This window comes from Caulobacter zeae, from assembly GCF_002858925.1.
GTDB lineage: Bacteria > Pseudomonadota > Alphaproteobacteria > Caulobacterales > Caulobacteraceae > Caulobacter > Caulobacter zeae.
Genome location: NZ_PJRS01000039.1, coordinates 26,462 through 40,082, shown reverse-complemented (window position 1 = coordinate 40,082; position 13,621 = coordinate 26,462). Strand labels below are relative to the sequence as shown.

Sequence of the window (13,621 nt, the reverse complement as noted above, 5' to 3'; positions counted from 1 at the left end):
AGTCATGTCCAGGAAGTCGTCGCAGCAGCAGGGTCAGGTCCAGGCGCCAGTCCAATGGGGGGCGGGGCAGGGGGGCTCGTCGTGGCCGGGGCTTGGGGACGCGCCCGACGACGCGCCGTCGGGGCCGTTTGGCCGTCGCGGGGTTTCCGACGCCGAGCTTGGCGCCCCGTCGGTGCTGCATTCGACCTTCCAGCCGCCCAGCATCCGCGCCCGCCTGCATGTGCTGTGCGCGCTCTACGCCCACACGCCGTCGCCCTCGCGCCGCCTGGAGCTGCTCGACAGCCTCGAGGGCCAGGTGCTGGAGCTGGCGCACCTGATGGCGCTGGACCTGCTGAACAACGGCTGGCGACCCGAGCCTGGGCGGGACGCGGCCTGAGCCGGCGCCCAAACCATCCACGGCCAAGCTTAGGTAAACGTCGGAAAAACCGTCTAAAACGACGACCGATTAACCGCGCCGTGCGTTGTTGAGGTCATGTCGAGGTTTGATTCAGGCACGGGGGCCGATCGTCGCGCTGCGCCGCGCCTGAACACCAACAGGTCGGGCAAGGTGTTGTGCGGCGCCTTCGCCTGGGACTGTGTGATCAAGGACGTCTCGGACGGCGGCGCGCGCATCCTGATGCTGTCGGGCTCGACCCCGCCGGCCAGCGTGCAGCTGGTCGACCTCGTCGGCGGCTTCGCGCACGACGTGAAGGTGGCCTGGCGCAAGGACCGCGAGCTGGGCCTGACCTTCCTGCGCAGCCATGACCTGCGAGGCCTGGCGCCCGCCAGCCTGCAGACGGCCAAGCGGATCTGGCTGGCGGCACAGAGCCGGGCCAGCACCGGCTGACAGGCCCTCAAAGAAACGGGCCCCATAGAAAAAGCCTCGCCTGGGGGGAGGCGAGGCTCTTCTAAGCTTTTACTTAGTGATCGCGAGGATCAGGCGTCGGCGCGGGCGGCTTCCTCGGCCATGGCGCGGACGAGGTCCAGGACCTGGCGGCGGACGCGGCCGCGATTGATCTTCGGGAACACCTCGGCCAGTTCCAGACCTTCCGGCGTGGTCAGGAATTCCTGAACAACGCGTTCGGCGTGGTGACCGACTTCGTCCTCTTCGGCGCCGCTCATCGGGTCGGCAAGGCCGTCGAAGAAGAAGGACACCGGCACTTGCAGGGTGCGGGCGATTTCATACAGTTTCGAGGCGCTGACGCGGTTGGCGCCACGCTCGTACTTTTGGACCTGCTGGAACGTCAGGCCCAGGGAGTCGGCCAGTTGTTCCTGGCTCACGCCCAACAGCTTGCGACGCATACGGACTCGACCGCCGACGTGCAGATCGACCGGGTTGGGTCGCCGGCCTTCGGTTTCTTCACTCAACTTTTTCGCCTCCAACGGTTGTTTGTGTAAAATGACACGACCGGGGCGTAGGCGAAAGCCGAGCTAGGACAGGTGCGGCGCTACGTCGCTGAGGTGGAGCTTGGGCTCCGCCTAAGCGTTAAGCTGAAACTCCGATTTCCGAGCGCGATCGTTCCAGATCCGCCGAGCTTGGCCGCTCGCATCGTGCAAGCGGTAAAGCGCTTCCGCGGAAAGGGTTTCGTCACGCTCCGAACCCGGAAGAATCTGGGGCGTCATCGCCCGCAGCACCTGACGCTGCACGGCGGCGAGATCGCCGAAAGCCCGCAGGTCGAGTTCGTCGACGTGATAGCCGACCGTCGATTCGATGGCGATCGATTCGCGCACCCGCTGCAACAGTTCTTGCGACAGGGGAATTTCCGAGCCGGCGACGATTCCGAACTCGTACGCACGCGGCAGTCCGACCAGGCGGGTGTCGATCGGCGAGCTCATGATGCCGGGGTACAGCGCCATGTCGATCATGCCGACGAAGCGGGTGACGTTGTTGACCAGCGCCAGCTCCATGGCCGCGGCCCAGGCCTCGAACACCCGGGTCCCCCGACCCGGACCCTTCTTGGCGCGATAGGCCTCGGTGGTGAAAAGCCTGCTGGCCTCCCAGACGTCGTGACCCTTCTTGGGGGTCTCGTCGGGCGCGATCAGGTGGGCGAACTTGTCGACCAGCATGCAGCGGTCGTCGGTGGGCCGCAGGCGCAGGCCGACCTCCAGCTGCATGTCGTCGTCGAAGCCCAGCAGGTAGATGGCGCGGGCGTCGTCGTAGTCGTCGACCTCGCCGCCGTCGAGCACGACCAGGTCGACCCAGCCGTTCTTCTCGACGCACTGTTTGCGGCGTTCCTCGTGCATGGCCCACAGCTGGGGCCCGTAGAGGTGGCGGTTCTCGCAGGTGATGATGTGGATCATGGCTGTCCCCCGTTCTGGACAGCCCGCATTAGGCGGCATGATCCGCCCAATCGCCGATAGGCCAAACGGCCTATGCGACGCGCCGCCCCAGTCCGTGCGGCCATTACCAATGATCGGGGAGGGGGCTTCTGTGCGCTGACGCACACCTTGGCGCAAAAGGGCTTCGCAAGGCGAAGCCGGACGCGTGCGAAGCGCTATGTCGAACACCTAACAGATGATCGATGCACATTCAAGGTTGTGAAATTTCATATTCCGGCGTTACGCGCGCATTCCGGTTGCGCGTTTCGCGGGCGCTCACTCGGCCTTCAGCAGGCCCAGCTCGCCGGCCTTCATCACAGCCTCCTGCCGCTTGACCACGCCCAGGCGTTTCTTGGCCGCCTCGATGTGGTGGTGGACGGTGCGGGGCGACAACTCGAGGATCGCCCCGATCTCCCAGTCGGTCTTGCCGCGGCTGGCCCAGTAGAGGCACTCGGCCTGGCGCTCGGAGATCACGCCGTAGTCGGGCTTGTCGTCCTGTAGCTCCCAGTGCTTGAGCATGATGGTGCCGAACACCGTGGCCAGGCTCTCGACCACGGCGCGGTTGGCCGGGTCGGTTTCGGGCGCGTTCGTGGCCATGCGGATCAGCACCTCGTGGCCGGCCGGGCCGAACACCCGCACAACATAGCCGTCGTTCATGCCGAACTCGGACGCCTCGCCCCACATGGCCTGGGCCCGCTGGTCGCCCAGCGGCTTGGCGTCCGACCAGGCGAACGACTTGGAGGATTTCAGCAGCAGCTTGACGCAGGGATCGTGGACGACGTGACGTTCGCTCCAGTAGCGCGCGTCCCAGGTCTCGAAATCCTGGCGCGACAGGGCCGGCGGCTCCTTGCCGTAGCGCTCGGCGTTGACCAGGGTGGCGGCAAAGCGGTCGTAGCCGAAGGCGGCCAGGGCGCGCCCGAAATGGGCTTCGACCTCGGCCGGCGCGCCGTAGTGCGGCGCCTTGCTCAGGAACTCCCAAGCTTGCTGTTCGGCCGAATTCAACACGACGCGATGGTCTCCCGCTCCTTCATCAACTTAGAGGTGGTGAAGCGGGGACGCCAGTAGCGGCGGCGATGTGTCGCGGACTTTACTCAAGCCAACACTATGGACAACTATTGATTGTCCAGCTTTCGTGACGGTTGAGGCGCCGTATACTGGCCTCGACGGCTCAGGCGGCTTCCTGCTCGTCCTCGCCGCTCAGCAGGGCGCTGAGCACGACGGCCAGGCGTTCGGGCTTGATCGGCTTTTCGACCACGTCCTGCATGCCGGCCGCCAGGTAGACGGCGACGTCCTCCGGGCCGGCGTTGGCGGTCAGGGCGACGATGGGCGCGGCGCCGGCCGGGCCGGGCAGCTCGCGAATGGCCCGGGTGGCGGCCACCCCGTCCATGCGCGGCATCTTGATGTCCATCAGGATCAGGTCGAAGCGGCCGGTGCGGGCGGCCTCGACCGCTTCGACGCCGTCGGCCACCTGCTCGGACGTGCAGTCGAACATCTCACACAGCGCCTCGGCGACCATGCGGTTGGTGGCGTTGTCGTCGACGATCAGGATGTGGGCCGGGCGGGCCGAGATGCTGAGGTCTTCCTCGTCGTGGGTCTCGACCTGGGCGGCGGGGGCGGTCAGGGCGAAGCGCAGGGTCAGGCCGGCGCCGCGATTGGGCTCGGCGCGCACCTGGCCGCCCATCTCGCGCAGCACGCGGTGGGCCAGGGCCATGCCCACGCCCAGCGCCATCTCGGCGCGGTCGTCCATGCGGCCTTCGCCGAGGGGGTCGAACACACGGGCCAGGCGTTCCTCGGCGGTGACGGCGGCGGCGTTGTCGCGCACGTCGCCTTCCAGGCGCAGGCGGCCGTCGTCGAGGCGGGCCCGCAGGCTGGCCTCGATCACGCCGCGACCGTGGGCCAGGGCGCCGTCGATCAGGGCGTCGAACACTTGCAGCAGGCGCGAGGGGTCGACCAGGGCGGCGGCTTCGGGCTCGCCGTCGTAGGAGAACAGCAGGGTCGAGCCGCTTTCGGCGGCGCGCGGGGCCCAGCGGGCCTCGACCGCATCGGCCAGGTCACGCAGGCGGGTCGGTTCGGGCGACAGCGACAGGCCGCCGGTGGCGGCCCGGTGCAGGTCCATGGCCCGGCCCAGGATGTCGCTCATGTCGCGGCTGGTGTCGCTGATGGCGCGCACGCAGGCGGCCGCGTCGGGCGCCAGGCGCTGCTGTTCCAGTCGGTCGGTGAAGGCCTGTACGCCGTCAAGGTGCAGGCCGATGTCATGCGCCATGCGCTCGACCAGGCCCATCGCCTCGCGGGCCTCGCGCTGCTTGCGGCGATGCGAGGCCAGCAGCGAGGCCAGGCCGCCGACGCCGACATAGAGACCGTTCTCGTCGGTGGCGACGAAGGCGGTGCGGAAGACCGGGGTGGCGCTCTGGGCCAGGGCGTCGACGAAGACGCCGGGCTCCATCGCCACGCGCACGCTGCGCGGTTCGGGGTCCATGACCTCGGACACGGGGCGTTCGTTGAGCTGTTCGGCTGCGACCAGCATCTGGCCGACGAAGACGTCGCGGTAGACGAGGCCGATGGGCGCGCCGTCCTGCGTCACCGCCAGGGCGGCGAGGGCGGGTTCGCTCGCGAAGATCTCCAGCACCGTCCGGCAGGACGTGTGGGGATCGACCGGATCGCGGCGATCGATAAGGCGGGCGAGCGTTTCCATGCGGCCGGGGGCTGGTCGTCGGGGAATTCACAGCTTGGACGACTTGGCCTTGCAGAGTCGTTAAGTCACAGCACTGAAAGCAAAAGGGGCGGCGGATTGGCTCCGCCGCCCCCTTCTCGAGCCGATCCGGCCCGATCAGGTTCACCAGGTCTTGGTCAGGCTGACGCCGTAGAGGCGCGGCTCCAGCGTGTAGACGTTGGTGAACAGGCCCGAGGTGTCGTCGGTGGTGTAGGCGTCGGTGATCGGCGTCTTGTTCAGCAGGTTCTTCACATAGGCGTCGATCGACAGGCCCAGTTCCGGCTTCTCGATCTTGAGCGTCAGGTTGACGTTCTCCCAGGATTTCAGCCGGTCGTACTCGGTGTTGTAGATGCGGGCGTACTGCTCGCTCTGGCGGTAGTAGTCGCCGCGCACGGTGGCGGCCCAGCCGGACGGCAGGTCCCAGGTGTATTGGGCGCCCAGCGACAGGGTCCAGTGCGGCGAGTTGGGCAGTTCGTTGCCCGACAGGTCGGCGGCGCGGCCGTCGATCGAGGCCCCGGCGGCGTAGTTGTAGAGGCCCACGCCGTTGGCCAGGGTGTTGGCCGTGAGCGCCACCGTCACCAGGCCGGTGGCCTGGGCCGGCGTGAAGCCCTGCGAGATCAGGGCCCCGGCCAGGGTCGAGGCTCCGGCCGCCGGACCGCCGGCCGCCGCCAGGATGGTCTGCACCGCCGTGGCCTGGGCCGCGGTCAGGCCCGCGCCGCCCGAGGCGGTGGGCAGGGTGTAGAGGGTGTTGGCCAGGTTGCTGTAGTAGCTGCTGGCGCCGGTGCCGGGGCCCGCGCAGGCCAGCGGCAGGGTGCCGCCCAGTCCCGCCCCGATGATCGTCGCCACGCCCGCGGTGGTCAGTACGCAGTTGCTGCCCAGCGCCGCGGTCGGCCGGGCGGCCTTGACCAGGGTCAGGGCCGCGTCGCCTTGAGTGCGGTTCATCACGTCGATCGAGGACACGCCGTCTTTGATCTTGGTGTTCAGGTAGCCGACATTGGCGTTGAGGCGCAGGCCCTTCACCGGTTGCCACAGGGTTTCCAGCTCGACGCCCCAGACGGTGGCGTCGATGTTCTCGTTGACCGAGGTGCGGTTGACGATCTTCGAGATCTGGTAGCCCTGGTAGTCGTAGTAGAAGCCGGTGGCGTTCAGCAGCAGGCTGCCGCCCAGCAGGGTGTTCTTGGCCCCGATTTCGTAGGCGTTGACAAATTCCGGCTGGTAGGTCGCCGCCACGCCGGCCACGCCGATGGCTCCCGGCGGGTTGGCGCCGCCGCCCTTGTAGCCCTTGGAATAGAAGGCGTAGAGCAGGGTCTCGTCGGTGAACGGCAGGTTGGCCTTGTAGTCGAAGCCCAGGCGCCCGGTCAGTTCCTTGAAGTCCGACTTCTGCTGCGCCGGCGTGCCGGTGATCAGACCGTAGCCGGGGGCGAGCAGGGCGGTCGAGATGTTGTCCGAGGTCTTCTTGTCGTGGGTCTGGCGCAGGCCCAGGGTGAACTTCAGGTCCTCGCTGGCCTGCCAGTAGACCTCGCCGAACAGCGCCGTGGCCTTCAGGTGATAGGGCGTGCGGTTGTCGAAGTAGTTGTGGCCCTCGCCGGTCGGGTTGGGCGAGGTGTCGATGCCGATGCAGTTGGCCGTGGTCGCCGGGTTGCAGGTCGGGTTGCCGGTGTTCTGGAAGTTCAGCGCCAGGGCCGAGATCGTCAGGCCGTTGGAGACCACGTAATAGTCGGTGACGCCGCGGTAGTCGAAATAGATGCCGCCGACGTTGAAGTTGATCGGCCCGTCGAAGGCCGACTGCAGGCGGAACTCCTGGCTGATCTGCTTGGCGTTGGATTTCGAGATGTCGTAGGTCAGGAAGGTGTTGGCCGTGCCGGTCTGCGGATCGGTGAAGTTGCCGCCCGGCGTCAGGGCCGTGTTGTTGAACGTGCCCGGCGAGATGTTCCGGAAGTAGTCCTGCTTGGAATAGATGTCGCCGGTGCTGATCGAGCTCAGCGACGTGAAGGTCAGCTGGTCGGTGATGTCGTAGGCGAAGTTGAACTGGTAGACGTCCGAGGTCGACCGGTAGATCGGGTCGAAGCGCGTCTCGATCTCGCGCAGGTCGCGGGTGACCGTGTCGCCCGCGTTGAGGTCGCCGCTGGTGAAGCCCACCAGGTTGCCCAGAACGCCGTAGAGGGTGCCGGACGTGTTGACCGTGCCATAGGCGGCGTTGCTGTAGAGGCTGGCCGAGGCGCAGCCCTGCGTCAGGTAGCGACGCGACGTGCCGGTGGCGACGCCGCCGACCGTGGCCGGGCCGTCGTCCTTGGTGCAGAGCTGCTTGCCGATGCGGGCGCGGTTGTCGTCTTCCTTGAAGTGCTCCCACATCAGGTTGACGCGCAGGCGCTCGTTGGGGTTCACCGCCAGGCTGACGCGGGTGGAATAGAGGTCGCGGTCGTCGACCTTGTGGTTGTTGAAGGTGTTGGTGACGAAGCCGTCGCGCTGCACCAGGGCGCCCGCGATGCGCAGGGCCATCTTCTCCTCGACGATCGGGATGTTGACCATCCCGCGCACCTTCTTGGTGTCGTAGTTGCCGTACTCGACGCGGCCCAGGGCCTCGAAGCGGTCGGACGGCTTGGCGGTGATGATGTTGACGACGCCGCCGGTGGCGTTGCGGCCGTACAGCGTGCCCTGCGGGCCGCGCAGCACTTCCACCCGCTCGACGTCGTAGAACTCGGCCTCGAACAGGTTGCTGGCTTGAAGCGGGGCGTTGTTGACGTGCACGCCGACGCCGCTGTCGGCCGAGACGCCGACGCCCTTGGAGCCGATGCCGCGGATCTGGAAGTTGAAGCTGTTGGTGAAGTTGCTCTTGCCGAAGCTGACGTTCGGGATGGCCTGCTGCAGGTTGGGGCCGCCGTCGATCTTCTGGGCTTCCAGGCTGCCCTGGCTGAAGGCCGAGACCGCGATCGGCACGTCCTGGAGGGCTTCCTCCTTCTTCTGGGCGGTGACGACCAGTTCCTCGATCACGTTGTCGGAGGCCGGCTTGGCCGGAACCTGTGTCTGGGCGAAGGCGGCCGGGGCGGCCACGGCGGTCAGTACGGCGGCGGAAGCGCCCATGGCCAAGAGGCGCCGCAAGCGCGGGGTCTGCGTCATTCGAAATCCCTCCCTGGACGCGATGACGCCTTGTTGGCGGCCCCTATCCGCGTCCCGTTGTTTCCTCGTCGCCGCACGTTTTCATTGTCGTATCTCCATGATGGAGATCGGCGCGCAGGTGTCCGGCAGACCCGCTTCGACTTTGCGAGATTGCATACTTGCGTTCTTTGGCTGTCAACTGGCGGCGATGTAAGTAAACAGCGATAGGTTACGGCTTTTCACTTTCCGCAACGTCACCTAATTGTTGGAAGTTCGCATTTTTGCGAAAATTAGAAAAATGGGTGTATCGCCTGACCTGGGGTCAAGCGTGCGGATAGGCTGAATAAAGAGAGGAAATCCGCTCCCCAACGGTCCGTATCTTGGCCTATTCCCGTAAAAGGTACAGCGCAAAACGATGTTCCGCGAGCGCCGGCGCCCGTGACGGCAGGCGCGCCGCCGTTCCAGCCGAAGCCAAGGTCGTGTAGAGGAGCGGGCATGTCCGCATCACTCACGCCTTCCGCGCCCTCCGGCGCCGCCCTGGTGCTGTTCTCCGGCGGCCAGGACTCCAGCGTCTGCCTGGCCTGGGCGCTCGAGCGCTATGCTCGCGTCGAGACCCTGGGCTTCGACTACGGCCAGCGCCACTCCATCGAAATGGAGGCCCGCCAGGCCGTCCGCCACCAGGTCGCCGCCCGCTTCCCGCACTGGGCCGACCGCCTGGGCGAGGATCATGTCCTGGATATCAGGAGCTTCGGCGCCGTCGCTCAGTCGGCCCTGACCGCCGACCGCGCCATCGAGATGACCGAGCGCGGCCTGCCGTCGACCTTCGTGCCCGGCCGCAACCTGGTGTTCCTGATCTACGCCGCAGCCCTGGCCGACCGCCGGGGCACCGACGCCTTGGTCGGCGGCATGTGCGAGACCGACTTCTCGGGATATCCCGACTGCCGCCGCGACACGCTGGACGCCATGCAGAGCGCCATGAACCTGGGCATGGACCGGAATTTCCGCGTCGAGACGCCGCTGATGTACCTGACCAAGGCGCAGACCTGGGCCCTGGCCAAGCAGCTGGGCGGCGAGGACCTCGTCGACCTGATCGTGGTCGAGAGCCACACCTGCTACCAGGGCGAACGCGGCGAGCTGCACCCCTGGGGCCACGGCTGCGGCGAATGCCCCGCCTGCGAACTGCGCGAGAAGGGCTACGCCGAATGGGACGCGGCCGGGCGCGAGGCGCTGGTCCCGTGACCTATTCCGTCAAAGAGATCTTCCTGACCCTGCAAGGCGAAGGCGGCCAGGCGGGCAAGGCGGCCGTGTTCTGCCGCTTTTCCGGCTGCAACCTGTGGACCGGCCGCGAGCAGGACCGCGCCAAGGCCGTCTGCACCTTCTGCGACACCGACTTCGTCGGAACGGATGGCGAGGGCGGTGGCAAGTTCGCCACCGCCGACGCCCTGGCCGATGCGGTCGAGGCCGCCTGGACCGGCGGCCCGGACGACCGGCTGGTGGTCTGCACCGGCGGCGAGCCGCTGCTGCAACTGGACGCGGCCATCGTCGAGGCCCTGCATGCGCGCGGCTTCCAGATCGCCATGGAAAGCAACGGCACCCTGCCGGCCATCGACGGCATCGACTGGATCTGCGTCAGCCCCAAGGCCGACGCCCCGGTGGTGCAGACCTCGGGCCAGGAGCTGAAGCTCGTCTTCCCGCAGGAAAAGGCCATGCCCGAGCGCTTCGAGGACATGGATTTCGAACGCTTCTATCTCCAGCCGATGGATGGCCCGGACCGCGACAGGAACACGCAATTGGCCGTCGCCTATTGCCTTGCCCACCCCAAATGGCGTTTAAGCGTCCAGACACACAAGTATCTCGGCCTGCCCTGATGGATAGGGCGCTCGGTTTGGTGACAGGACCGCGCGCTAGAGCCTCCCAGGCCTAGTCATAAAAGAAGTCCATGTCCGAACCCGTCTTCGAGATCACGAAGGCCGCGCATTTCGATGCGGCCCACTATATTGAGCAAGGCCCCGGCGATCACCGTTATCGCCGCCTGCATGGCCACTCGTTCCGCGTCGAGGCCAGCGTGAAGGGCGTCATGCAGCCTGCCGGATGGGTTGCTGACCTCGAGAGCCTGGACGTCGCGCTCAAGGCCGTCGCCACTGAGCTCGACCATGGCCTGCTCAACGATCGCCCGGGGTTGGAAAGCCCGACCCTGGAGCGCATCTGCCTCTATTTCGCCGAGCGCCTGAAGCCGCAGTTCCCCGGCCTGTCGCGCGTGGTGCTGTCGCGCCCGACCATCGGCGAGAGCTGCGCGCTGAGCCTCTAGATTTCAAGGAACCTCCCCCTGTGGTGGAGGTGATCGCGAAGCGATCGGTGGGGGGAGCGGCTACGAAACCAGTCGTCTTCTCGACAGCTGAAAACGTTCCCCCGCCGGCCTTCGGCCGCCTCCCCCAGAGGGGGAGGTTCTTGGTTCTCGCGATCGTTTATCCCCGACTTTGACGCCGTCGCCCCTTTCGCGGCGGCGCGGAGTTCGCCACACACGCGCCATGCGGATGATCGGCTACTTCCGGGTCCCGCCCGTTCGGGGCGCGACCTTCGACGGACCTCTGGCGGACAAGCTGACGGCGGCCGGCTGCCAGGCGCTGCACCACGACGCCTGCTATGCGCTGGCCGTGCACAAGCCGGGCCTGGAGGCGGCCATCGCCTCGGCCAAGCCTGGCGACCTGCTGGTGGTTCCCAGCCTGCACGCCTTCGCCGCACACCTCGTCGACCTGTTGCAGATCCTCGGCAAGATCCAGTCCGCCGGCCTCTACCTGATGACGTTGAGCGAGGGGATCGACACCCGCATGCCCGGCGCCTTCTTCACGGTCTGCGCCCAACTGGCCCAGTTCAACGACCAGACCCGCATGGTGCGCACCGCCGAGGAGAAGATCGTCCGCCTGGGCCGTCCGCGTCCTGCGCCGACCGACGCGGGAACTGACGAACCTGCGTCGGAAACGGACGCAGAGCCGCCTCCCGAGGCCTAGAGGGCTCTTTCCACAGAACGACGGTCGCGATACCCCTGCGTCACCCAATGCTCCGGGAGATCCGCCGTGCTCTACGCCATCCTCTGCTACAACGACCAGGATCTGGTCTCCGGCTGGACGAAGGCCGAGGACGACGCGGTGATGGCCAACCTGTCGGTGGTCCACGACCGGCTCTATGCCGAGGGCAAGCTGGGGCCGGCCGGGCGCCTGGGGTTCACGGGCTCGGCCAAGACCCTGGTCAAGGGTCAGGAGCCGCCGGTGGTGATGGACGGTCCCTACGCCGAGACCAAGGAGGCCATGCTGGGCTTCTACATCGTCGACTGCGCCTCCATGGACGAGGCTCTCGACGTGGCCCGCGCCCTGGGCGAGGCCAATCCGACCGGCGCCTACGAGATCCGGCCGCTGTCGCTCTATCTGCAAGGCGTGGCCGTGGGCGATCAGGTTCCGCAGGCGGCGGCGTAGAGGATCAGTCCCGCTGGGCCTTCTTCCACTCGCGAAACTCGCGCTTTTCGCGGTCCTTCTTGCTCTCGCCGGGGATGACGGCCTTGCCGGCCCCGACGGCGACCTTGCCGGCCGTGCCGACCACGGCTCCGGTCGCGCCGACGACGGCGCCGCCCGCCGCGACGGCCAGGCAGCCCTGGGCGCCGACGGCGATCGCCAGCAGGACGGGAACGAGAAGCAGACGGGAAGGGCGCATGAAATGAACTCGTGAAACCTTGGTTCTCGGGTTCTAGCTGATCAAAGGTTTACGATCTCCGCGGCCAGAGGACGCTGTCGTCTGGCCGACAGTTCTTGTGGCGAAAATGCGTCGGCTTGGCCCGTTTAGTATTTGTAAACAAAAAAGTCAGGAACGAGTCTCAAAGTTCGGTGGTTCTTCTGCCGAAAGGCCGAGATCCAACCGATGCCACGCCGCGAAGACATGATCAAACAGGAAGCCCAGGCGCTGTGGCGAGAGCTACACGGCGAGCCTGTCCCCGATCTCAGCGGATCCGAACTGCTGGGCCGGATCTGCGGCGGCCTCGGCATCGCCGAGTACGACCGCGTCCAGTCGCCCTTCCTGCGCTCCTCTATGATCACCCGCCCGGAAGACTGGCGCGAGCGCCAGGGCGGAGGGTAGGCGCTTCCTGATCCTCCCCCTCTGGGGGAGGTGGCCCGGAGGGCCGGAGGGGGGACGTTTTCAGCTACCGAAGCGTGGGGCTGTTATCCCTCGCTCCCCCCACCGATCGCTCACGCGATCGCCTCCCCACGGGGGAGGTTCGGCTTCGCCCTAAGACCCGCTCGCCGCCGCCGCCCGGCAGGAACCCGCCGCCGCCCGTCTGGCCTCGATGGCGCAGGAAGGCGTCGGCCAGGACGCAGGCGGTCATGGCTTCCACCACCGGCACGCCGCGGATGCCCACGCAGGGGTCGTGGCGGCCCTTGGTGCGCAGGTCGATTTCCTCGCCGGCCTCGTTGAGGGTCTGGCGGGGAATCAGGATCGACGAGGTCGGCTTGAAGGCCACGCGGGCCGTCACCGGCTGGCCGGTCGACAGGCCGCCCAGCACGCCGCCGGCGTGGTTGGACAGGAACTCAGGCTCGCCATTGGGGCCAAGGCGCATCATGTCGGCGTTGTCTTCGCCCGTCAGGGCGGCGCTGTCGAAGCCCTCGCCGATCTCCACACCCTTGGCGGCGTTGATCGACATCAGGGCGGCGGCCAGTTCTGCGTCGAGCTTGCCGTACAGCGGCGCGCCCCAGCCGGCGGGCACGCCGATCGCTTCCACTTCCACCACGGCTCCAGTCGAGGAGCCCGCCTTACGGATCTTCTCCAGGTGCTCTTCCCACACCGGGATGATCGCCGCGTCCGGCGACCAGTAGGGGTTCTCTTGCGTCTGCGCCCAGTCCCAGTTGGCGCGGTCGATCTTGTAGGGGCCGATCTGCACCAGGGCCGCGCGCACCGTGACGCCCGGGATCACCAGCCGCGCTACGGCGCCGGCCGCCACCCGCGCGGCCGTCTCGCGGGCCGAGCTGCGGCCGCCGCCGCGATAGTCGCGCACGCCGTACTTGGCGAAATAGGGATAGTCGGCGTGACCGGGGCGGAAGGCCTGGGCGATCTCGCCATAGTCCTTGGACCGCTGATCGGTGTTCTCGATCATCAGGCTGATCGGCGTGCCCGTCGTGCGCTGGCCGCTGGTGCGCTCGTCCTCGAACACGCCCGACAGGATGCGCACGGCGTCCGGCTCCTGGCGCTGGGTGACGAACTTGCCGTTGCCCGGGCGGCGCTTGTCGAGGAAGCCCTGGATCATCTCGGCCGTCAGCAGGATGCCCGGGGGCACGCCATCGACGACGCAGCCGAGGGCGGGCCCGTGGCTCTCGCCCCAGGTGGTGACGCGGAACAGGTGACCGAAGGTGTTGTGCGACATGGCGAGGCTTCTAGCCCAAAGGGCGTTTGGGGGCGAGACTTTGCGGGCGATGAGGCCCAACGGTCTTCGATCGGCAAGAACTTGCCGCTGTGCGGGGTCCTCGTCCTTCGACA

At 67.3% G+C, this 13,621-nt stretch carries 14 protein-coding genes and 1 pseudogene; 8 read left to right on the top strand and 7 right to left on the bottom strand.

What is annotated here, in order from left to right; all coding sequences use genetic code 11:
- Positions 1 to 4: 4 nt before the first annotated feature.
- On the top strand, positions 5 to 376 hold the full coding sequence (locus SGCZBJ_RS18290; RefSeq protein WP_205685422.1) for a hypothetical protein: 372 nt from the start codon (positions 5 to 7) through the stop codon (positions 374 to 376).
- Positions 377 to 472: 96 nt separating this feature from the next.
- Positions 473 to 826, top strand: a complete 354-nt coding sequence (locus SGCZBJ_RS18285) for a PilZ domain-containing protein (protein ID WP_101719392.1) — start codon at positions 473 to 475, stop codon at positions 824 to 826.
- Positions 827 to 915: 89 nt separating this feature from the next.
- On the opposite strand, the gene SGCZBJ_RS18280 is transcribed toward SGCZBJ_RS18285, so the two are convergent.
- The 5 genes from SGCZBJ_RS18280 to SGCZBJ_RS18255 all read right to left on the bottom strand — a co-directional run bounded on the left by SGCZBJ_RS18280 (position 916) and on the right by SGCZBJ_RS18255 (position 8,125).
- Positions 916 to 1,347 carry a helix-turn-helix domain-containing protein gene (locus tag SGCZBJ_RS18280; RefSeq protein ID WP_058348070.1) on the bottom strand — a complete coding sequence of 144 codons (432 nt, stop codon included), beginning with the start codon at positions 1,345 to 1,347 and terminating at the stop codon, positions 916 to 918.
- Positions 1,348 to 1,458: 111 nt separating this feature from the next.
- Complete coding sequence (locus tag SGCZBJ_RS18275; RefSeq protein ID WP_101719391.1) at positions 1,459 to 2,280, bottom strand: acyl-homoserine-lactone synthase; 822 nt, start codon at positions 2,278 to 2,280, stop codon at positions 1,459 to 1,461.
- A 294-nt stretch (positions 2,281 to 2,574) separates the two neighbouring features.
- Positions 2,575 to 3,303 carry a helix-turn-helix transcriptional regulator gene (locus SGCZBJ_RS18270; RefSeq protein ID WP_101719390.1) on the bottom strand — a complete coding sequence of 243 codons (729 nt, stop codon included), beginning with the start codon at positions 3,301 to 3,303 and terminating at the stop codon, positions 2,575 to 2,577.
- 163 nt (positions 3,304 to 3,466) lie between these two features.
- Entirely contained in the window at positions 3,467 to 4,990 is a 1,524-nt protein-coding gene (locus SGCZBJ_RS18265; protein WP_101719389.1) for a response regulator, read from the bottom strand.
- A 141-nt stretch (positions 4,991 to 5,131) separates the two neighbouring features.
- The gene (locus SGCZBJ_RS18255; RefSeq protein ID WP_165799368.1) at positions 5,132 to 8,125 is read right to left on the bottom strand and encodes a TonB-dependent receptor; all 2,994 of its coding nucleotides are present in this window, start codon (positions 8,123 to 8,125) and stop codon (positions 5,132 to 5,134) included.
- Between the two features lie 474 nt (positions 8,126 to 8,599).
- On the opposite strand from SGCZBJ_RS18255, the gene queC reads away from it, so the two are divergent.
- The 5 genes from queC to SGCZBJ_RS18230 all read left to right on the top strand — a co-directional run bounded on the left by queC (position 8,600) and on the right by SGCZBJ_RS18230 (position 11,574).
- Positions 8,600 to 9,343 carry a 7-cyano-7-deazaguanine synthase QueC gene (queC, locus tag SGCZBJ_RS18250; RefSeq protein ID WP_101719388.1) on the top strand — a complete coding sequence of 248 codons (744 nt, stop codon included), beginning with the start codon at positions 8,600 to 8,602 and terminating at the stop codon, positions 9,341 to 9,343.
- Positions 9,340 to 9,972, top strand: a complete 633-nt coding sequence (gene queE / locus SGCZBJ_RS18245; protein ID WP_101719454.1) for a 7-carboxy-7-deazaguanine synthase — start codon at positions 9,340 to 9,342, stop codon at positions 9,970 to 9,972. Before queC ends, queE begins: the two co-directional genes overlap by 4 nt.
- 71 nt (positions 9,973 to 10,043) lie before the next feature.
- Positions 10,044 to 10,412, top strand: a complete 369-nt coding sequence (locus SGCZBJ_RS18240; RefSeq protein WP_101719387.1) for a 6-pyruvoyl trahydropterin synthase family protein — start codon at positions 10,044 to 10,046, stop codon at positions 10,410 to 10,412.
- 226 nt (positions 10,413 to 10,638) lie between these two features.
- Positions 10,639 to 11,112, top strand: coding sequence for a recombinase family protein (locus SGCZBJ_RS18235; RefSeq protein ID WP_165799367.1), 474 nt, complete (start codon positions 10,639 to 10,641; stop codon positions 11,110 to 11,112).
- 66 nt (positions 11,113 to 11,178) lie between these two features.
- Positions 11,179 to 11,574 carry a YciI family protein gene (locus SGCZBJ_RS18230; protein ID WP_101719385.1) on the top strand — a complete coding sequence of 132 codons (396 nt, stop codon included), beginning with the start codon at positions 11,179 to 11,181 and terminating at the stop codon, positions 11,572 to 11,574.
- A 4-nt stretch (positions 11,575 to 11,578) separates the two neighbouring features.
- Here SGCZBJ_RS18230 and SGCZBJ_RS18225 read toward each other — a convergent pair whose 3' ends face one another.
- Complete coding sequence (locus tag SGCZBJ_RS18225; protein ID WP_101719384.1) at positions 11,579 to 11,809, bottom strand: hypothetical protein; 231 nt, start codon at positions 11,807 to 11,809, stop codon at positions 11,579 to 11,581.
- Between the two features lie 222 nt (positions 11,810 to 12,031).
- On the opposite strand from SGCZBJ_RS18225, the gene SGCZBJ_RS18220 reads away from it, so the two are divergent.
- Positions 12,032 to 12,229, top strand: coding sequence for a hypothetical protein (locus tag SGCZBJ_RS18220; RefSeq protein ID WP_240621564.1), 198 nt, complete (start codon positions 12,032 to 12,034; stop codon positions 12,227 to 12,229).
- A 193-nt stretch (positions 12,230 to 12,422) separates the two neighbouring features.
- Here SGCZBJ_RS18220 and aroC read toward each other — a convergent pair.
- A pseudogene (gene aroC, locus SGCZBJ_RS18215) lies at positions 12,423 to 13,508 on the bottom strand (chorismate synthase); the annotation flags it as partial.
- Positions 13,509 to 13,621: the final 113 nt, after the last annotated feature.

Coding starts and splice junctions, on each gene's coding strand:
- SGCZBJ_RS18240 (WP_101719387.1), top strand. CDS start 10,044: ATGTCCGAACCCGTCTTCGAGATCACGAAGGCCGCGCATTTCGATGCG.
- SGCZBJ_RS18285 (WP_101719392.1), top strand. CDS start 473: ATGTCGAGGTTTGATTCAGGCACGGGGGCCGATCGTCGCGCTGCGCCG.
- SGCZBJ_RS18225 (WP_101719384.1), bottom strand. CDS start 11,809: ATGCGCCCTTCCCGTCTGCTTCTCGTTCCCGTCCTGCTGGCGATCGCC.
- SGCZBJ_RS18275 (WP_101719391.1), bottom strand. CDS start 2,280: ATGATCCACATCATCACCTGCGAGAACCGCCACCTCTACGGGCCCCAG.
- SGCZBJ_RS18265 (WP_101719389.1), bottom strand. CDS start 4,990: ATGGAAACGCTCGCCCGCCTTATCGATCGCCGCGATCCGGTCGATCCC.
- SGCZBJ_RS18235 (WP_165799367.1), top strand. CDS start 10,639: ATGATCGGCTACTTCCGGGTCCCGCCCGTTCGGGGCGCGACCTTCGAC.
- SGCZBJ_RS18290 (WP_205685422.1), top strand. CDS start 5: ATGTCCAGGAAGTCGTCGCAGCAGCAGGGTCAGGTCCAGGCGCCAGTC.
- queC (WP_101719388.1), top strand. CDS start 8,600: ATGTCCGCATCACTCACGCCTTCCGCGCCCTCCGGCGCCGCCCTGGTG.
- SGCZBJ_RS18220 (WP_240621564.1), top strand. CDS start 12,032: ATGATCAAACAGGAAGCCCAGGCGCTGTGGCGAGAGCTACACGGCGAG.
- SGCZBJ_RS18255 (WP_165799368.1), bottom strand. CDS start 8,125: ATGACGCAGACCCCGCGCTTGCGGCGCCTCTTGGCCATGGGCGCTTCC.